18 protein-coding genes are annotated in these 19,529 nt (G+C 56.5%); 9 read left to right on the forward strand and 9 right to left on the reverse strand.

Annotation, left to right across the window (positions count from 1 at the left end):
- Positions 1-2 precede the first annotated feature (2 nt).
- From DUD43_RS01950 to DUD43_RS01965, 4 genes are all read right to left on the reverse strand, one after another.
- Positions 3-737, reverse strand: a complete 735-nt coding sequence (locus DUD43_RS01950) for an LrgB family protein (RefSeq protein ID WP_153228925.1) — start codon at positions 735-737, stop codon at positions 3-5.
- The gene (locus tag DUD43_RS01955) at positions 737-1,087 is read right to left on the reverse strand and encodes a CidA/LrgA family protein (protein ID WP_153228926.1); all 351 of its coding nucleotides are present in this window, start codon (positions 1,085-1,087) and stop codon (positions 737-739) included. The genes DUD43_RS01950 and DUD43_RS01955 overlap by 1 nt, the downstream gene beginning before the upstream one ends.
- Positions 1,088-1,232: 145 nt before the next feature.
- Positions 1,233-1,730 carry a RidA family protein gene (locus DUD43_RS01960; RefSeq protein WP_153228927.1) on the reverse strand — a complete coding sequence of 166 codons (498 nt, stop codon included), beginning with the start codon at positions 1,728-1,730 and terminating at the stop codon, positions 1,233-1,235.
- Between the two features lie 92 nt (positions 1,731-1,822).
- Positions 1,823-2,200, reverse strand: a complete 378-nt coding sequence (locus tag DUD43_RS01965; protein ID WP_153228928.1) for a RidA family protein — start codon at positions 2,198-2,200, stop codon at positions 1,823-1,825.
- Positions 2,201-2,317: 117 nt separating this feature from the next.
- On the opposite strand from DUD43_RS01965, the gene DUD43_RS01970 reads away from it, so the two are divergent.
- From DUD43_RS01970 to DUD43_RS19180, 7 genes are all read left to right on the forward strand, one after another.
- The gene (locus DUD43_RS01970) at positions 2,318-3,193 is read left to right on the forward strand and encodes an ATP adenylyltransferase family protein (RefSeq protein WP_153228929.1); all 876 of its coding nucleotides are present in this window, start codon (positions 2,318-2,320) and stop codon (positions 3,191-3,193) included.
- A gap of 338 nt (positions 3,194-3,531) precedes the next feature.
- On the forward strand, positions 3,532-4,311 hold the full coding sequence (locus tag DUD43_RS01975; RefSeq protein WP_153228930.1) for a DNA-binding response regulator: 780 nt from the start codon (positions 3,532-3,534) through the stop codon (positions 4,309-4,311).
- Positions 4,312-4,586: 275 nt separating this feature from the next.
- Positions 4,587-10,349 carry an ESPR-type extended signal peptide-containing protein gene (locus DUD43_RS01980; protein WP_153228931.1) on the forward strand — a complete coding sequence of 1,921 codons (5,763 nt, stop codon included), beginning with the start codon at positions 4,587-4,589 and terminating at the stop codon, positions 10,347-10,349.
- Between the two features lie 107 nt (positions 10,350-10,456).
- Complete coding sequence (locus DUD43_RS01985) at positions 10,457-11,026, forward strand: SecDF P1 head subdomain-containing protein (protein WP_153228932.1); 570 nt, start codon at positions 10,457-10,459, stop codon at positions 11,024-11,026.
- A 43-nt stretch (positions 11,027-11,069) separates the two neighbouring features.
- Entirely contained in the window at positions 11,070-11,867 is a 798-nt protein-coding gene (locus DUD43_RS01990; protein ID WP_153228933.1) for a winged helix-turn-helix domain-containing protein, read from the forward strand.
- Positions 11,868-12,393: 526 nt separating this feature from the next.
- Positions 12,394-14,097, forward strand: coding sequence for a sodium:solute symporter family protein (locus DUD43_RS01995; protein ID WP_153228934.1), 1,704 nt, complete (start codon positions 12,394-12,396; stop codon positions 14,095-14,097).
- Between the two features lie 33 nt (positions 14,098-14,130).
- Complete coding sequence (locus DUD43_RS19180) at positions 14,131-14,253, forward strand: putative transporter small subunit (protein WP_221080497.1); 123 nt, start codon at positions 14,131-14,133, stop codon at positions 14,251-14,253.
- A 107-nt stretch (positions 14,254-14,360) separates the two neighbouring features.
- Here the strand turns inward: DUD43_RS19180 and DUD43_RS02000 are convergent, their stop codons facing one another.
- The 3 genes from DUD43_RS02000 to DUD43_RS19185 all read right to left on the reverse strand — a co-directional run bounded on the left by DUD43_RS02000 (position 14,361) and on the right by DUD43_RS19185 (position 16,214).
- Positions 14,361-15,017: a LysE family translocator gene (locus DUD43_RS02000; protein WP_153231511.1), complete on the reverse strand. Its 657-nt coding sequence runs from the start codon at positions 15,015-15,017 to the stop codon at positions 14,361-14,363.
- 4 nt (positions 15,018-15,021) lie between these two features.
- Positions 15,022-15,792, reverse strand: a complete 771-nt coding sequence (locus tag DUD43_RS02005; RefSeq protein ID WP_153228935.1) for a 2OG-Fe(II) oxygenase — start codon at positions 15,790-15,792, stop codon at positions 15,022-15,024.
- A gap of 89 nt (positions 15,793-15,881) precedes the next feature.
- Positions 15,882-16,214 (reverse strand): hypothetical protein, encoded by a 333-nt coding sequence (locus tag DUD43_RS19185; RefSeq protein ID WP_228125871.1) that lies wholly within the window; start codon positions 16,212-16,214, stop codon positions 15,882-15,884.
- Here DUD43_RS19185 and DUD43_RS19190 point away from each other — a divergent pair.
- Positions 16,203-16,409 carry a hypothetical protein gene (locus DUD43_RS19190; RefSeq protein ID WP_228125872.1) on the forward strand — a complete coding sequence of 69 codons (207 nt, stop codon included), beginning with the start codon at positions 16,203-16,205 and terminating at the stop codon, positions 16,407-16,409. The genes DUD43_RS19185 and DUD43_RS19190 overlap by 12 nt on opposite strands.
- A 194-nt stretch (positions 16,410-16,603) precedes the next feature.
- Positions 16,604-17,545, forward strand: a complete 942-nt coding sequence (locus DUD43_RS02015) for a LysR family transcriptional regulator (protein ID WP_153228937.1) — start codon at positions 16,604-16,606, stop codon at positions 17,543-17,545.
- On the opposite strand, the gene DUD43_RS02020 is transcribed toward DUD43_RS02015, so the two are convergent.
- Together DUD43_RS02020 and DUD43_RS02025 are read right to left on the reverse strand one after the other, a co-directional pair.
- Entirely contained in the window at positions 17,542-18,066 is a 525-nt protein-coding gene (locus DUD43_RS02020; protein WP_153228938.1) for a carboxymuconolactone decarboxylase family protein, read from the reverse strand. The genes DUD43_RS02015 and DUD43_RS02020 overlap by 4 nt on opposite strands.
- A 118-nt stretch (positions 18,067-18,184) precedes the next feature.
- Complete coding sequence (locus DUD43_RS02025) at positions 18,185-19,510, reverse strand: aspartate aminotransferase family protein (RefSeq protein ID WP_153228939.1); 1,326 nt, start codon at positions 19,508-19,510, stop codon at positions 18,185-18,187.
- Positions 19,511-19,529: the final 19 nt, after the last annotated feature.

The following is a 19,529-nucleotide window of genomic DNA, read 5'->3' on the forward strand; positions in this document are numbered from 1 at the left end:
CCTCAGGCTACGCCCAACCAGCGCAACACAATCGGCACGAAGGGCACCAATACGGCTGTCATGATGCCGTTCAGGCTCAGACCAATCGCAGAGAACGCGCCAATGGTTTCATGAACCTGCAAGGCGCGGGCGGTGCCAATGGCGTGTGCTGTCACGCCCACTGCAAAGCCTCGGGCTTCGGGGCGATCAATACGCAGCAAGTTCAACAGCGGGCGCGCCATGATGGTGCCTGCAATCCCGGTAATGGCAACCGCCACCGCGGCCAGGGAAGGCTGCCCCTGAAATTGCTCTGCCAACGCCATGGCAATGGGCATGGTGGCCGAGCGTGGCGCGACTGACATGATGGTTTCAACCGAACCACCCAGAGCCCAGGCAATCAGCACCGTACTGAAGATAGCGGTAACCGAGCCAATCATCAGGGCAATAGTCAGTGGCTTCCAGATCTTGCGCAGCTGACGCAGCTGGCTATAGAGCGGCACAGCCAGGGCGACGGTTGCTGGTCCAATCAGGAAGTGAATGAACTTTGCCCCTTCAAAGTAGACAGGGTAGGGCGTGCGGGTCAGCAGGAGCAGGGCCACAATCACAACGACCGAGACCAGAATCGGCAGCAAAAAGGGGCTGCTGCCCGATTTGCGGTACATCCAGACCGAGCCTGCGTAGACCGAGCAGGTCAAGGTCAGCCACAGCAGGGGCGTGCTGGCCAGAAAGACCCAGATTTGAAAAAGTCCGTCCGTCATTATTCTTCTTCCTGGCGGTTTTTAAGCAGACGATTGAGCACCACGGCGGTGACCACCATGGTGATGACGGTGCCGCCCAGGGTGGCGATCAAAAAGGGCTGCCACTCATCAGCCACCCGATCAAAATACAACATCACGCCGGTGACAGCGGGGATGAACAGCAGCATCAGGTTCTGCAACATGACACTGGCCGTGCTCTCTAGCGAGCTGGGTACGCCGCCACGAATCAGCAAGGCGGCAGTCAGGAGCAGCATGCCGGCCAAAGGGCCTGGCAGCGGCAAGGACAGGGTCTGCACCAGGATCTCGCCTAATAGCTGAAAGGCGAAAAGGGCAGTAATCGCGTAGATCATGAGAGTTTCCGTAAAGGCACGAAAACGCCAGGCGGCAAGCCTGGCGCGGGTAAAGGGTCTGGCTAAGGGTGCTAGTGTGCCATACAAGATAGTCAGGCTGTAAGCGTGCTGCTTATATCGAATTGCCTATAGTAAGTGGCCTGCATCAATGCTTGGCGGGGCTGGTTTTTGCCCCCATCCAGGCTTGAACCTCGATTTCCACATCCACACCGCCAGCCAGCTTGGCCTGCACCAAAGAGCGGGCCGGGAAGTTGCTGCCCAGGCGTTCTTTATAGACTTTGTTGAATTGCTCGTACAAGGCAATATCGGACAGATAGACCGTGGCTTTGACGACATGGCTGAAGTCGGCACCCGCCAGCTTCAGGGTCTCTTCAATTCGGTCCAGCGTGGCATTGGTTTGATCTTCAATGCTGCCGCGTATGATTTCGCCTTTCTCGTTCAGCGGGATTTGTCCCGACAGGAACAGAAAGTCCCCGGCCTGCACGGCGCGGGAAAAAGGCATGTCCGAGTCGCCCAGATAGCGTTTGATCGCAGTCGGTTCTGCGGTTTTGCCAGTATTGGCTGCATAGGCGCTGCTGCTGATGCCCAGACCTAAGACAGAACAAGCCAGCAAAATGTGACGGGCCGAAGCAAAAAAACGCATCAGGATTCTCCTTGGACTAGGGGAATTCAGTGTGCCATAGCCAGGGCCGGGCAGCGTTAATTTGTGTGACGGCCCGTCGGCCTTAAGGCTGCTTAGGCGCGATCGCCCAGCCAGGCCTGCACTTCGATTTCTACGTCTACGCTTTTGGCCAGCTTGGCTTCAACCAGCGAGCGGGTAGGCAGGGTGTCGCCAAAGCGCTCGGCATAGACTTTGTTGAAGTCGGCAAACAAGGCCATATCGGACAACCAGACAGTGGCTTTGACCACATCAGCCAGGGTGGCGTTTGCCAGAGCCAGGCCTTCGATCAGGCGATCAAACACGGCGTGGGTCTGGTCCTGAATGGAGCCGCGCACCACTTCACCTTGGGCGTCGTAAGGAATCTGGCCGGACAGGAACAGAAAGCCGCCAGCCATGGTGGCACGCGAGAAGGGCAGTGGCAGTGGGCTGGCAATACGGCGGATACCGGACATGGAGTACTCCTGATAGGGATGGTGGAAAATTCGGACTAGGCAGCAATGCGCGTTTATTCGCGTCTCTTGCCTACAATAAGGCGTCACTATACAACTTCAAATGAGGAGCGAGACGACGTGAGCAAGGAAATTTTGCAACGCCTGGACCAACTGAGCCAGGCCGCGCTGGCCAGCGGTGACTTGTTGCCCGTGCAAGCTCAGGAAGAGCTGATGCAGGATCAAGGGCTGACATTTTTTGTGCGTTGGGTATCCACTCTGGCGGCCAAGGATGCGGCCAGCGTCTCGATTCCAGGTGGACCGCGCGACCCCAACTTCAATCCTTTTCTGCCACCGGCTCCGGCTCTGACGGTGGACGATGCCAGCAGCACGCACAATATTGTGCTGAACAAGTTTGCTGTCTGTGATCTGCATCTGGTGCTGGCTGACAAGGTGTTTTCCGAACAGCTCAGCCCGCTGCGTGAGATTGATTTCCGGATTCTGGCGGACTTTCTGGCCTTGCAGGGCGGACTGGGCTTTTATAACGGCGGTGGTCCGGCAGGTGCCAGCCAGCGTCACAAACATACTCAATGGATTCCACAGGCGGACAGCAACGGTTCACTGGCCCTGTATCTGGACAAGCTCCCCGCTGACGCTGTTGCGGGCAGTGTGCATCAACATCCTGCACTGGCTTTTGAACACTGCTTTGTGCTTCTACAGGATACGCAGGACCCGGACACCTTAAGCATCAGTCTTTTGAATTCCTACCGCACAGCCTGCAATGAATTGGGACTGGTGCCTGCAGAGGATGGCTTGTTGCCGCCACATAATATGTTGGCAGGCCAGGGCTGGTTGTTAGTGGTGCCCCGCAGCATGGAATTGGTAGACGGTATTTCGGTCAATGCACTGTCGTATGCAGGCTGCATTTATGTGCGCACTCCCGAGCAAATAGACCTGGTTCGCCAAATTGGCCCACTGGGTGTGTTGGCTCGTGCAGGCTATGCCCGCTGCGCCTGATCCCTGAGTTGTAACCCTGCTCGAGACGATGAACCCCGCTACGGCGGGGTTTTTATTTGTGAGTTTGCGTATTGTTTGGATGCTTAATTTACTGATTTGAAACAAAAGACAAATATTTGATTGTAATGAAGCCTGATTTTCGAATCATTGCCATTCAAGGCAGCGTTTAATGGGTTTAAAAGGAAATGAACTGAAATAATGTAACTTTTGTTGTGGAAATAAATGGAAATGCAGAGTGTCAGAAAATAAGAGACTTAATGTATAAGCGTTTTTAATTATTAGAATTACCGTCAGCTTGGAACAACACAAACTTGTCTGTCTCCAGAGGTGGATTGCTTATGTGTGTCTCGTCTGAAGCTCATATTTTGGTTATTGCTCCAGAACCTGCAGGCGTAGCCGATTTACTGGTTTTGTTACGTACTAGTTTTGCCCGTATCAGCTTTGCCCTGGATGCGCAGCAGGGCCTGGCACGCTGCCAGTCCTTGCAGCCGGATTTTGTATTGAGTGAGTACAACTTGCCTCGTTTGCGGGGCGATACGTTTATGCGAATGTTGCGTGCGAATCCCCAGACTGCCTCTATCCCGGTGGTGTTCATGTCGGCGGTTTCGTGTGCGGACAGTCAGCTCATGGCCTTGCGCAGTGGAGCTCGCGATTTCATTGCGTACCAAACCAATGTGCAATTAGTCATGGAGCGTATTCGTTTGCATCTGGGTTTGAAGGAAGTGGAGGGAAATAAGGGAGAGGTCAATAAAAATAAGGGATGGGATGGGTTTTCCAGACCACCAGCACAACATCATCTGGTTGATGCGGTGCAGCAGTACGTGCGGGACAATCTGTCGGATTGCTTGACGGCCGAAAGCCTGGCGGAGATGTTTGGGACCACGGGTCGCCGCCTGAACGAGCTCTTTAAGGGGAGCTGCGGCCTGACGGTGCACGATTTTGTACGCTCCAGCCGCATGCGTTATGCCATGCAGTTGCTCCGGCAAACAGACATGGCGGTCACCAACGTGGCGGTCGAGTCCGGCTATGTGAATCCGGCCAATTTTGCCACCGCATTTCGTCAGTACAGCGGCCTGTCTCCATCGGTCTACCGACAGCGCAACGGTACTAATATTTAAAACAAAAATGAAATAAAGAATTTAATAAAATGTTGTTTTGCAGTGATTCAAACGGCTTCTGTAGAAATTCAAAAGTAATTATTAAAAAACGGTAAGAAAATAAAACGATCCGAATAGGGATGAGGGTTCGGTAAGAATTTCCTGAACAACAAATTCAAATTATCGCCAAGACGGGGCGAGGGGGTTTGTTGCGCCTGAAAACTCTGTTACGTCAGCGCGAGATAGAGGTGATCGGGAAAGGCTTATGGCTAATTTCTTTTGTAAGCGAAGAGATCATGAACAGAATCTATAAGTCGGTTTGGAACGAGCAAACGGCAACATTTGTCGCTGTTGCAGAAAACACCAAGACGCGCGGCAAGCGTAGCTCTAGCGGTGCCAGTGCCAGCCAGGCTGTGCTGGAGTGGGTGCAGGGATTGCGTTTGCGGACCGTGGCATTAGCCTTGCTTAGTGCAGGGGTATTGACACAACCTGCCATGGCACAAATTACCGATGGTTGGGAGCTGGCTGTAGACGGCGCGACCCCTTTCCATGTGATTCCTGGTGGCGCCTTTTCTTTGACTTCAGGCAGCAACATCGCTCTGACCCAAACGGGCGGGGCGGTTTCGGTGGCTTTGAATTCTGATCTCAACGTGGACTCCGTGACGGCCTCGGGCCTGGTCAAGGGAGGTAGTGGTGAATTTACCGGCGTGCTGACAGCCGGTTCGGCCACGGTACAAGGTAATTTGCAGGCGAATGCGGCCACGATTACCAATCAATTGACGGCAGGCAGTGTGTCCGCCGGAGCAGGTACGTTTACGGGTACCTTGACGGCACCCAGTGCTGTCATTGATGGAAACCTGGCGGCGAAATCGGCCACGGTAGTGGGTGCTGTCAACGCGGGGGGCGTCAATACCGTCAGCCTGACGGCGACCGGCAATACGAGCCTGCGTGCCGTGAATGTGAATAACAACAAGATCTCGGGCCTGGCTGACGCCGTAGTGAACGCTTCCAGTACCGAGGCTGTGTCGGGCAAAGTCTTGTACGGGGCCTTGAACTCGGGTGATGGTGTCAAATATTTCCACACTAAATCCACCAAGGCGGATTCGGTAGCCAGTGGAGCAGATTCCACCGCGATTGGGCCACAGGCGAAGTCAACGGGTGAGGCTGCTCTGGCAGCAGGCCTGGAGTCGGAGGCCGCCGGTAAAGAAGCGATTGCTTTGGGTGCACGCTCGGGCACGGGTAATACCGTGGAAAACGGCATTGCGATTGGTAGCGATGCGGGTGCCGCCAGCAAGGGCAGTGATTTGATTGCCATGGGTAATAGCGCTGGCCAGCGTCTGGAAGGCAAGAATAACGTGGCCATTGGCAATAGCGCAGGCAGTGCGGTGGACCCCCTGGAAGTCGATGACACGATTGCGATCGGCAATAAGGCTCTTGCCAAGGCAAGCGGGGCGATTGCCCTGGGAACCGGTGCGGATGTGGGCTTGCTGGCAGATAAGTCAGTGGCTATCGGTCAGGGAACAACCGTCTGGCAGGATGCGACATCCTCGACCGTGGTGGGCGCGGGTGCAACCGTCATGGCGGTGTCAGGAACGGCGCTGGGTGCAGGTGCACATAGCTCTGGGGGCAGTTCCACGGCGGTCGGTAGCGGTGCATCCGCCACGGGCAGCCTCTCTTTTGCGGGCGGTGCCGGTGCTCAGGCCCATGGCATCAAGTCCGTCGCGATTGGTACGGGCGCCTTGAGCAATACGGAATCCGGTGTGTCGATTGGTGAAGGCGCCGGTGTGAACGCGGGAACCCCGGTGATTGGCAACCGATTTGGTCAGGTTGCTGTCGGTGGTGAAGCCGGTCGGGGCGTACTGGGTGGCTACAACGTCGCGCTGGGCTACAAGTCGGGTGGCGATATTACCGGCGACGATACTGTGTCCATTGGCCGTGAGGCTGGTAGCCGAGTGGTGGGGGACCGTACGGTCAGCATTGGTTACGGTGCCAATAACCTGCCCGGCGAAACAGGCGCTGGTACTCCGGTTGCTCCGCCCGTCAAAGCCTCCAATGCCGTGGCAGTGGGTGACCGCTCCCGCTCGGGTGCGGACGGCTCGGTGGCCATGGGCTCGATGGCCACCGTGGTGGACTATGACATCGGCGGTATCGCCATCGGCAATAAAGCGCTGGTGTATGCAGGTACGTCGACTAAAGCGGCGGCAGGTGGGATTGCCTTGGGTGATCAGGCGCGTGTCACGCATGCCAATAGTGTGGCGATTGGTGCCAATGCCCATTCGGTAGAAACAACAGGTCTGGGCTATGGTGCGCCAACGGGTGCTTATCTGGCCTCCTCCAGTGTGTCCTTCGGTACTACTGATGCTCAGCGACGCTTGAGCAATGTGGCAGCGGGTCGACTGGATACGGATGCGGTCAACGTCAGCCAGCTGAAGGTGCTGCATACGGACCTTGAGTCCATCGTGGGTGGCAATCTGAAATGGGATAGCGATGGGGTGATTACCGGCCCATCCTTTGTCATCAAAGACGAAAATGGCAATGACCATACCTACACCTCGATTGGCTCCGCCTTTGAGGCCATGCGTACGGGTGTAGCCGGCATGATCGGCGGGCTGTCTGCCGTGACCTATTCCAATGCCGACCGCACCTTGATTGACCTGGACAGCAGTACCGGCGGTCCGGTACGGATCACGAATCTGGCAGCGGGCGTGGATGTGGACGATGCGGTCACCAAAGGTCAGCTCGATGGCCTGGAGTCCACGCTGATTGCCAACCGCCAACGCTACGTCAGCGTGAACTCGACCCAGAATCCGAACGTCAACAATAACGGTGCAACGGGTAATGATGCGATTGCCATCGGTGCCGTGGCGCGGGCTTCCGGTGTGGGCGGAACGGCCATTGGTTTGAACTCCTCTGCCGGTGGTTTGCAACAGGCCGACTACACCACGTCGTTGGGCTCTCATACCGAGGCTTCGGCTCGGGGCGCGACAGTAGTGGGTAGTGGCTCCTCGGCTGAGTCGGAAAGCTCCATGGCTTTGGGTCATGAGGCTCGTGTGGCTGATACCGCCAACTTCTCCACAGCCATTGGTTACAAGGCCGAAGTGATGGGGGATGGCCAAAACCAGACCCGTGGTGCGATTGCCTTTGGTGAACGTGCCCGCGTAACTCAGGAAGGCGGTCTGGCCTTCGGACGTAATGCCTACGATGAAGCGGTCGATGGTATTGCGATTGGTACCAGCTCCAGTGTTGATCGCGGCGCATCGCAGGGCGTGGCCATGGGGAGTGGCTCCAAGGCCTCGGGCAGTCAGTCAGTGGCTTTGGGCTCTCAGGCTTTTGTGGCTGGCAGTAACTCTCTGGCCCTGGGCCAGGGCAGCAAGACCCGTGCCAGCAACTCCGTGGGTGCCGGTTCGGGGGTCGAGGCTGATGGCTTCCGCTCCGTTGCCGTGGGTGACAAGGCCAAGGCAGGCTGGATCGAAGAAAAAACAGGTCCCAATGGCTTGATCGAACACATCATGCACGGCGAAGGGGCGATGAGCGTGGGCGCAGGCTCCAATGCCAAAGAGAATGGTGGCCTGGCGTTGGGTTTCAAGGCCGTTTCCGAAGGCGTGGATGCGTCGGCTCTGGGTACTAATGCCCAGGCTTTGGCAGCCGGGTCTCAGGCCTGGGGTAAAGACGCACGAGCCTCCGCCGAGAAGTCGATGGCCTTTGGTCAGGGTGCGATTGCCAATGAAAACGCCGTCCAGGGTCTGGCCCTGGGTGCGGGTGCGACGGTGTCGGCAAGCGGTGCGGTGGCTCTGGGTTCGGGGGCGGTGACTAACGCGGCTTACACCTCCTCGACTGCACGCTATACCGGCGCGGTGACTCAGGAAGCCCGGCAAGGCGTGGTGTCGATCGGTAATGGTTCAGAAAAGCGCCGTATTACCAATCTGGCTGGTGGTCAGGATCTGACTGACGCGGTGAACGTCGCTCAGTTGATCAAGCTGGACGAAGATCTGACGGCACTGGGGACCAACTACAGCGGCAATAACTTCAGCAGCGGTAACAGCAATACGACGATTCACAAGAATCTGGGACAACGCCTGGAGATTCTGGGTGGGGCGACGACCGCGGGTAACTACAGCGGTGCCAACCTGCGTACTCAGGTCCTGAACGGTCAGTTGCAGGTTCAGATTGCCGAAACCCCATTCTTCAAGGGTGCTGATATGGGCAGCCAGAAGATCACCAATGTGGCCAAGGGAACCACAGGGACCGATGCAGTGAATCTGAGCCAGTTGACGGAAGCCGAAGGCGGCTTGACTGCCAAGGGCATGGGTTTTGCTGCACAAAGCGGCACAGCCGTACATCGTGATTTGGGCCAGACGCTGACCATCAAGGGCAGCAATGCCAACCTGACTACTTCTACGGTGGGCGGCGATACGGTGCAAGTGGCTCTGAATGATGATCTGACACTGACCAGCGTCACCACGGGTGATACCGAGATGACGACCGCGGGAGTGAAGGTCAAGGGTGCCACAGGCAAACCTGATGTCATTCTGGGCAATACCGGCCTGACGATCGGGCAAGTCAATCTGACCAATGCCGGTCTGACCGCCTTCAATGTGGTGATCAATGACCAGGGCATCAATGCTGGTAATCAGAAGATTACCGGCGTGGCCAAAGGCGTTGCACCGACTGATGCAGTGAACGTCAGCCAGCTGGAAGGCCGTGATGATGGTCTGACCGCCAAGGGCATGAACTTTGCGGGCAGCACCGGCACGGCGGTGCATCGGGATCTGGGCGAGACGCTGAAGATTGTGGGCAGCAATAGCAATCTGAGCACCAGTGGCAACGGCACCGATACCTTGAGCATTGCCTTGAATGATGATCTGGACCTCAAGAGCGTGACCGTGAAAGGCACGGGTGGCGCTCCTGATGTGGTCATGAACAATCTGGGCTTTGCCATCGGGACGAACATTGCCTTGAGCAATGCCGGGCTGCGGGCTGGCAACGTGGTGGTGTCGGCAACGAACAATGACATCACGGGCCTGAGCAACCGTACTCTGACGGGGGCGAACTTTGCCAAGAGTGGTCGTGCCGCAACCGAAGAACAGCTGGATCTGGTGCGGGGTGAAACCCAGAATCTGGTGGATCGTGCCGTCAAGTACGACCTGAACCCGGATCAGTCAGTTAACTACGGCAAGGTCACCATGGCCGGCACCGAGTCTACCGACGGCGGCCGCACGGGGGGCACGGGTATCACCAATGTGGCGCGTGGTGATATCTCCGCCACCAGTACCGATGCAGTCAATGGCAGCCAGATTCACGATATGGGTGAAAGTATTGCCAGCGGCATGGGTGGTGGTTCCAAGTTCGAGAACGGCAAGCTGGTTACGGAGTTGAATGTAGGCGATAAAACCTACAACAACGTGAACGATGCCTTGGGTGGCTTGAATACCAAGGTAGAAAACGTGACCGAGCTGGCCAGCGCGGGCTGGAACATTCAGACCAATGGCGATACGGCCAGCAAGGTGGCCCCCAAGTCCACCGTGCAGTTCCTGAATGGCGACAACATCGAGATCTCGCGCTCCGGTACGGACGTGACGGTAGCCTTGGCGCAGGACATCAAGGTCAATAGCGTGGTGGCCAAGTCCGTCACTACCAACGAAGTGAAGATTGTCGATGGCCCAACCATGAATCAGCAGGGTATCGACATGCACGACAAGACCATCAGCAATCTGGCCGATGGTCAGGCACCGCAAGATGCCGTCAACGTGCGTCAGTTGAGCCAGGCAACATCCAACATCACTAACCAGTTCAACCATCTGGACCGTCGTATCGACAAGGTGGAGAACCGGGCGAGTGCGGGTGTGGCAGCGGCCATGGCGACGGCAGGTTTGCCGCAAGCCTATGTCCCAGGCAAGAGCATGTTCGCCGTCGCTGGTGGTGTATGGCGTGGTGAAAGTGGCTACGCCATGGGCTTGTCTACGGTGACCGATAGCGGTAGCTGGGTCCTGAAGGGCAACGTCGCGGGCTCTTCCCGTGGTGATTACGGTGGCTCGGTGGGCGTAGGGTACCAATGGTAATGGGGTGAGGGGGAAGGGTCGCGTGCCTTGGCACGCGGCCCTTTTTGACGGGCCGTGCCTGGCGTCTTGAAAGAGACCACGGGTACGGGTCAAAGCGGAGAGTGAATATGGCGACAAAGCGTAGTCAAACAGGGCAAGCAGTACTGGGCACGGCTATTGGCATGATGCTGTTTTTACTGGCCGGGTGCCAGACCACGACAGCAGGGGGAGGAGCGGATTTGAGCCCGCCTGCACTGGCCAGCAATTATGAGCAGGAAGGTGATGATGGCACGCGCAGTTTTCTGGCATCCCAGACACAGCGCTCGGTGCAGTTTCCTCAAGTGGATTTCTATGTGGGGATGGGAGAGGCCATCCCCGGTTTGGTACAGGTGCAGGGGCCGCAAGGACCCTTGTGGTTGTATCCGCAAGTTGTTGTGCAGCGCAGCGATTTGACGCGTGTGGCGTCCTTGCGTACCGATCAGGGACAACACCTTGTTCGATTCCAACTGAATTCTTTGGGTGCGCGTAAGTTGGCCGAGGCCAGCTCTGGTAATGTGGGAGCCTTGCTGGTTTTGGTCATGGAAGATCAAGTGGCACAGGTCGCCCGAATTGGCGAGCCCTTGAAGCAGGGAGCTATTTATCTGTCCATGCCTGACGACGCAGCAGCACAGCGTTTGTTAAGGCAGGTCCAAGGGTAAAAAAAACATAAAGCGCCTAATAGGGCCAGCAAGGGTGAGGACTATGACGGTAGAACAGATTTTTCTGTTGTATGACGACAAGGCTAGTTTGCAGCAGATCGCTTTGGAGTCGGAGCAGTGGGGGGTAAGGGTCCAGACGGTAGAGACGATGGAGCAGTGCTTGTCGCAAGCACATGCTGCCGGGGCGGAGATGGTGTTCGCTTTAGTGTGTCAGGCAGACAACGTTTTTTTACACATCAACCGTTTACGTATGGATTTTCCTGCCGCCGGCGTCATCGTTGTGCGGCGCGACAAAATGGCCGGCCTGGAGCGCGGGCATTTGCTGCTTGCCGGGGCTGATGCCTGCTTTGATCAAGATGCCTTGCCGGTGGAAGTGGTGGCCTGCGTGCAGGCCTTGCGTCGGCGTGGTTATGCCTTGCAGCAAAGCTTGCGAGGCTCTTTTGCGGAGCCTGTCAAAACAGGCACGACCGTTCGCAAGCCTGAGCAGGAACCAGAGTCCCTGCTTTGGGATTTGATGGAGAACGGCTGGACCATGATCACGCCCAGAGGTCACTCGGTCATGTTGACCCGTGGCGAGCGGCGTATTGTCCAGGTTCTCTTCTCAGTCAGCCCCCAAACTGTAGAACGCGATCGTCTTTTTCCGCTGGAGGAAGGGCGGGAGGCCACTGCCCGTTCTGTGGACGTTTTGATCAGTCGCCTGAAACGCAAATTAACGGCTATGGGCGAGGAACTGCCCATCCGTTCAGTACGCGGGGAAGGCTACGCTTTTGTGGGCAAAGTGCCCGCTGCGTGTCAGGAGCTGGCACGCGTGAGCCTGAGCAATGACGAGGTCTATGAATGATTCGAAAAGGGCTTGAAAGCCCTTTTTCGATGCTGAAACAGCATGATATATACCCTTAAATTTTAAATATGTATAATTGATGGCTCTGGTTCATTGAATCAGCTTCTCGAACAGGCCGTTCAGGTGCGACAAAATTGCATAAAAAAATGGCGGCCCGTTCTTCAACAGGTTGTTGCACAACAACCCGGCTTTAGCCCGAAACACCTTGCCCGGCCCTTGGGTCGCGGAACAACCAGCCGACTGTCTCACACGACATCGGCCTGCAACAGAGCGGCTTGTCTCTGGCCATGTTTATTTGCTGTAAGGCCCGCAGACTCGCCGTAATGTGAGGCACTTTGCGCTGTGTCTTGCTTTTTTCCCGCTTTGGCGTCTGCCAAGGGCGGGGGCGTTTGTGCGCGCGTTCGGTTTAGGTGCTTCGGTTCTGGTCCTGGGACCGGTGCCGCCCAGCGCGTTACTGCGGAATCGGCACGCATGCGAACAAGGCTGCCTGTAGGGAGCCCGAACGCAGAAGAGAAAGGGAAAAGACATGCAAGAGGCGGAGTTTTTTACGCTTTCAACCACAACGGCCATATTGTTGCTGGTTGGCTTTTATGGCGCGACATTCCTGATGTCGCTCATGATCGGTCAAAAGAAAGAAAACGTGGACGGATACATGGTATCCAACAGTGCGGTGGGGTTTGGCCTGTCAGCGGCCAGCATGATTGCCACCTGGGTATGGGCGGCGTCGTTCTACGCCAGCGCAACGTCGGGCTACAAGTACGGCCTGTCCGGTCCCCTGCATTACGGGCTATGGGGTGCCTTGATGATTCTGTTCATCTACCCCTTCGGGCGACGCTTTCGCCAGCTGGCGCCGCAGGCACACACCCTGGCCGAAGTGCTGCATGCACGGCACGGCTCGTCCAGCCAGATGATTATGGCGATTTCCAACGTGGTGGGCAGTGGTATCAGCCTGATGGTGAACTTCACCGCCGCGGGTGCGTTGGTCTCGATCCTTAGCCCTCTGACATTTATTCAAGGTGTGCTGATTGCGGGTCTGGGTGTCTTGTCCTACACCTTGTGGTCGGGGTTCCGCGCCTCGGTGATGACGGACTTTGCCCAACTGGTTGCCATGATTTTGTCGGCCGTGGTCATTATTCCGTTGATCTTCTTTAACGCCGGTGGCCCGGAGATGGTGCAGGCCAACTGGTGGCGTCTGGACGCCGAGCAAGCCAACTTCTATTCCACCAAGGCGATTCTGGAGCAGGGTGCGCCCTACTTTGTGGCGGTACTGGCTTACGCGATTGGTAATCAGACCATCGCCCAGCGTTTGTTTGCCGTACGCGAGGACCTGATCAAACCCACTTTCCTGACCGCTACCATTGGCTACGGTGCCGTGGTGATTGGTCTGGGCATGTTGGGTCTGCTGGCTCTGTTCACCGGCTTGCAGCCTGTGGATGGAAACATGAACAACATCATCCCGCAGATGGCGTCCACTTACTTGCCGCCATTTGGCATTGCCCTGTTCTTCATCCTGGTGGTGGGCTCCTTGTCCTCCACGGCGGACTCGGACCTGGCTGCGCTGTCGGCCATCATGATGACGGACATTTACGCCAAGAACATTGCCCGTGGCCGTCCAAAACCAGCTCGCATGTTGTGGTGGGGCCGTATCACCATGGTGGTTGCCACGATGGTGGGCGTGATCTTCGCCAGCCTGCGTCTGGATATTCTGGTGATGCTGGTGTTTGTGGGTGCCTTGTGGGGCGCGATTGTGTTCCCGGTCATCGTCAGCTTCTACTGGGATCGTGTGACCAACAAGGCCTTTAGCTGGTCGGTCTTGTGTGCCGTCGTGCTGTTCACGATCGTGCGTTTTGAGCTGATTCCTATCGAAGGTGTGGTGGCGGTGTTCTACGAAGTGACCGCTTCGATTGGTGGTGGTGTGGTTGCCGGCCTGATGGCTTTTGCATTCTTCCGCAGCCGTATTGCGATTGCGGTGGGGGTGATTGCCACAGCGATTCTTTTGCCCAACTTCATCGGTTTCTTGCGTGAGTACATTGTTTTGTTGGGTTCCTTGACGGCTTACGGTGTCAGCGCGGTGGTGTGTGTGGCGATCAGCTTGCGTAGTCAGGAACGTTTTGATTTCTCTGTGCTTGCCGAGCGTGTGCAGTCGTTTCACTACGACGACACGCCCGCAGCGAGCAAGCAGAAAGCTCGTGAACCACAACAAGGCGAACCGGCCTCGGCTCGTGCCTGAGGGCATGAGACAAGCAGCTAAAAGGAGAACACTATGCTTATGACGATTTACTTTCTGGTCTGGCCGGTGATGTCGGCCATCATTCTGATCTTGCTGGTTGGCAATCTGATTCGTGATTGGCGCAGAGCCCGCAAGACAGGTGAGTCCATGATCTAAATGCAAAAAATCCCGCCCTTCAGAAAAGGACGGGATTTTTTTGTGATGTGGCTGAGCATCGCCAGGATTTTAGTGAACTCAAGTCCTGGCGGCGCTCCCATGCAGGCCTAGAGCAGGATGCGTTGTCCTGCATGAACCAGCAGACGCAGTGAGAAGCCCAGCAGCAGGACGCCCGTCACACGCTCGAACCAGGTCCCCATACGCAGGAATCGCTGACGTACGCGGGGATTGGTAAAGATCAGGCTGACCACAATAAACCAGCCCGCATTGACCAGACACATCCAGACGCCGTAGAGCATCTGGGTCGTCAACGGTGTGCTGGCGCTGACCACGGTGGTGAACACCGCCAGAAAGAACAGCGTGGCTTTGGGGTTGGTGGCATTGGTCATGAAGCCCAGCGTCAAGGACTGGCGCACACTGACGGCAGCGGGCTTGCCATCGTCGGACTGGCCCAGGCTCACTTCCATGGGTGTGCTGGCCTGGCGTAAAAATCCCCAGCCTATATACAGCAGGTAAGTACCGCCCAATACCTCGGCCACACTCATCAGCCAAGGGGTGGAGTGCAGCAGGGCGCCCACGCCCATCAAGGTATAGATCACATGCACGGAGATTCCGGCGCCAATGCCAATGGCAGTGGCAATACCGGCCTGGCGGCCTAGTCGCACACTTTGGCGGATGGTGACAGCAAAATCAGGTCCAGGGGCAATAACGGCCAAAAAATGAATCAAAGCCAGAGTAGCGAACTCTGGCCAATAGGTTTGCAACACATTAACTCCAAAAGGTCAGCGGCATGGCCGGGCCGCGATATCCCACAAAGCAAGACAGGCTCAGGCGTAAATCGCCCTTGCCGGGGGTGACGGCATGCATTTTGCGAGAATTGAAAATAATCAGATCGCCCGGACCGGGGCGTATCTGTACTTCGGGGGCGCCCAATAAATCAGGATGAATGCCGTAGCTGTCGCCACGCATTTCATCAAATTCATTCGGGCTCAGTTCGGTTTGCCAGATTTGCAGTTCACCTCCTTGTTCAGGCATTTTCAAATAGACATTGGCGGCCAACTGTCCTTGCAGACTGATGGCCTGGTAATTACCGGGAGCGTCCTTGGCCAAAATGTCGTGATGCGCCAGAAAGTGCACATCGGGCTGCACCACGCGCGACAAACCCACATACATCTTTTTTCCGTACAGCGTCTCCAGCGTGGCTCCGGCAGGCCAGACTTCGTCCAGCGTGCAACGCAGCACATCAATCGGGGACAGGTAGGGAGCGCAACGGCGACGCAGTTCGTCGATATTGTCAAAAACCCCCTCGAAGTAAGAGGCCATGCGTTCAGGCTGGTTTTCAGCTTCGTAAAAAGCCATGCCAATGCGGCCGATGCTGGGGGCGTTCACATAGCGATCAAAGCCTTTATCTATGATTTGCTCGCCCAGCTTTTGTGAGGTGGGCGCATCAATGAAGCGGGAAAGGCGGATAGCCAGCAGTTCGCCATTCAACAGAGACTGCATATGCTCAGTCTGCAATCGTTCGGTCTCTAAATACATATCTCACTTCCCTTTGGGGTTTTAAAAGAATTTTTTTTCTTTTCCGATAATAGCCAGAACTAATAAATCGCCTTGGTTTTTATTATTTATTAATCCATCATTTCATAATGAACGCTCAATTCATCTTTTTTGTTTTTGATACGGACTATTTTCAGTCCATTTAATTCGGATGTATTTTCAACATGCGTGCCGCCGCAGGGATATTGCCCCAGGCAGCCAATCGCTACCTGGCGGCGTCCTTCCTGAAAACTGATGGAAATGGGCTGGGCCAATTGAATCTGCTCGGCACAGCGATTCGATAAATCATCCAGGAAAGGAGGCAGGGCATTTTTGGGGTTGCGAAAGATCACACGTGACTCGCCCCGCCAGTGGTGCGCCTTTACCGCCTGCCAGCCTATGCGCTCAACCAGATGACCAATCATGTGACCTGCCGTGTGCAGGCGGGCGTGTTCCAGCCGATGGGCACGATCAATATGCAGTTCTACGGGCCCCAGAGGCAGGCGCACATGCAGGTAGTGCAGCACATGGCCATCACGGTTTTGAGCCACATGCAGGACCTCATGCCCATTTATCGTGCCTTTGTCGCAAGGCTGGCCCCCGCCTTGGGGGTGAAATAAGGTTTTATCCAGCCTGATAGCATAGCGTTCATTTTCGGAGTGATAACACTCCAGGATTTCCGCTATGCAGGTAAGGCTATTGCTAGTCAAATATAATTTATCTTGCATTTTATTACCTGTAGGTTGGTTTTAAGGCATTGTAGGCATAGTGGGCAGTCCTGATAATTGCAATTCATTGAAATAATTTATTCCCTATGAGCACAAATAATCTCACTTCCCTGATGAGCGATATGGTGGTTTTTGTCAAAGTGGTGGAGACAGGCAGTTTTTCTGAAGCCTCTCGCCAACTTGGCTATACCCCGTCGGCAGTCAGCCGTTCCATTGCGCGTCTGGAGAAAGGCCTGGGGACGCGGGTATTGCAGCGCACGACGCGCAAGTTGCGCTTAAGCGATAGTGGTCAGGCGATTTACGAGCATGCCCGTGACATGCTGTCCTGCGCCCAGGCCGCGATGGAGATCTCGGGGCAGTTCCAGACCGAGCCGGAGGGGCAGATTCGTTTGAGTGTCCCCAAGGCCGTGGGGCATTTTCTGATCCATCCGCATATGCCGGATTTCCTGGCGGCGCACCCCAAAGTGAATGTGCTGATGAATCTGGATGATCGCTACGCAGACTTGATTGACGATCAACTGGATCTGGCGATACGCATCACGGATCAGCCACCACCCGGTTTGATGGGCCGTCATCTGACTGATATTCGGCATGGACTGTACGCCAGCCCGGCGTATCTGGCCGAGCACAGCCTGCCCGTGCATCCTCAGCAGTTGCGTGAACATAGCTGCATCTATCTGGGCGAGGCGCCCAGCGATTCACGCTGGCGCTTCAATAAAGGCGGGCGGGTGCTGAATGTGTCGGTTAGCGGGCGGTATGCTGCCAACCATACGGGCGTGCGTCTGGATGCGGTAGAGCGGGGTTTGGGGATAGGCAGTTTGCCCTGCTTTGTGGCCAAGGAGCCGGAGCAGGAAGGGCGTATTGTGCGTGTGCTGGCCGACTGGGAGTTCCGCACTCAGTATTGCGGTGCCTTGTGGGCCTTGTATCCGCCCACCCGCCATTTGCCTCCCAAACTGCGTTTGTTCGTGGAGTTTCTGGCGGGGCGCCTGGGAGGCAGCCGGACGGATGTGCTCAGGATGCCGTTTTAACGTGAGTCGTCGGAATGGATGTGCAAGGCTTCCAGAAAGCGCGACACCATATTGTAGGTAGCGATGGTGGCGGTCAGCTCAACCGTCAGTCGTTCATCGAAATACTGGCGTACGTCCTGAAAAACGGTGGGCTCCACTTGCACATTCAGGGTCATGGCATCGGTGTAGGCCAGCACAGCGCACTGGATGGGCGTGAACACATCCGAGTCCTGCCAGTCGGGCAGGGCATCCAGCTGGGCCTGGCTCAGGCCTTCTGCCAGCGCGATAGGGGCATGTTGATCAGCCTCGTAAGGGGCGCGGTTCAATAGGGCGACGCGCATGATGACCAGCTCGCGCAGATCTCCCGGCAGGCTGCTGTTGTGGCGTATGCCGGTCAGGTGATTCAGCCAGCCTTGCGCAATGGGTGGACTGTGCAGCAGCATCTGGTACAGGTGCAGGACGCTGCCACGCTCGGCAATGATCTGTTCTACCAATGGGGCAGCATCGGGGGCTGTCAGGTCAGCATAGGGTAGGCGGGCCATGATTCTCCTTTATGTAAGCGGTCTGCTTGCGGCGGGCTTGCCGCAGGGCAATCCGCAGAGCGTTTCTTGATAGGCGCAGCGCATGCTGATGGCCTGTGCGACGCTCTGCAAGACGGGTTTAACGGGGCAGGATGTGCTCTATGGTTTGCGTCAGTCGTTTCACGATTTCGTGAATGTCGGACTCGGTGCAGATAAAGGGCGGTGCCAGCAAAATATGGTCGCCATGAACCCCATCTATTGTGCCCCCCATAGGGTAGAGCATCAAACCTTGGGAAAATGCATGCTGCTTGATCTTGGCGTGGGTTTTCAGGCCAGGGTCCAGCGCTTGCTTGCTGGCCTTGTCTTGTACCAGTTCGACGCCGACAAACAGACCACGGCCGCGTATATTACCCACATTGGGATGGCTGTCCAAAGCCTGATGCAGTTCCCGACGCAATTGCTCGCCGCGTTGACGGACGTTTTCCAGCAACTGGTCTTGCTCAATCACTTGTTGCACGGCCAAAGCGCCGGCGCAGGCCGTGGCGTGACCCATATAGGTATGGCCGTGCTGGAAAAAGCCCGAGCCATTCAGGATGGCCTGATAAATCCGGTCGCTGGCCAGCATCGCGCCAATAGGCTGATAGCCAGCTCCCAGACCCTTGGCAATGGCCATGATGTCCGGCACCACACCGTCCTCCTCGCAGGCAAACAGATAGCCGGTGCGCCCCATGCCGGACATGACCTCATCCAGAATCAGCAGCACACCGTGCTTGTCGCAGACCTGGCGGATTTTCTTCCAGTAGTCGCCTACCGGAGCCAAGGCACCCGCGGTTGCACCCACCACAGTTTCCCCGACAAAGGCAGCCACATTCTGGGGACCCAGGCTTTGAATCATGTCGTCCAATTCCTGGGCCAGGCGGTCGGCATATTGCTCGGCGCTTTCGTCGCTGCGCTGATCGCGGTAGGGATAGCAGGGCGAGACATGCTGGGCTGGAGCTAGCAAAGGCAGAAACGGTTTGCGGCGCCACTCATTGCCGCCAATGGCCAGGGCACCCAGCGTATTGCCGTGATAGCTCTGACGACGTGCGATGAAAATATGTCGCTCGGGCTGGCCAATTTCCACAAAATATTGCCGCGCCAGCTTCAGGCTGGCTTCCACGGCCTCGGAACCACCGGATAGAAAGTACACATGGTCCAGATCACCGGGGGATCGGCTGGTCAGAAAATCTGCCAGATCCTCGGCGGCCTGGCTGCTGAAAAAGGAGGTGTGGGCGTAGGCAAGCTGGTCCAGCTGCTGCTTGATGGCAGCGATCACGACGGGGTGGCTATGGCCCAGGCAGGACACAGCCGCGCCACCACTGGCGTCTATATAGGCCTTGCCATTGCTGTCCACAATGTGGATGCCATCGCCTTCGACGGCGTAGGGCAAGGTTTGTTTGGGGTTGCGATGAAAGACGTGTGTCATGGCGCAGATCCGGAAAGTA

The sequence above is a fragment of the Alcaligenes faecalis genome (assembly GCF_009497775.1).
GTDB classification, from domain to species: Bacteria; Pseudomonadota; Gammaproteobacteria; order Burkholderiales; family Burkholderiaceae_B; genus Alcaligenes; species Alcaligenes faecalis_D.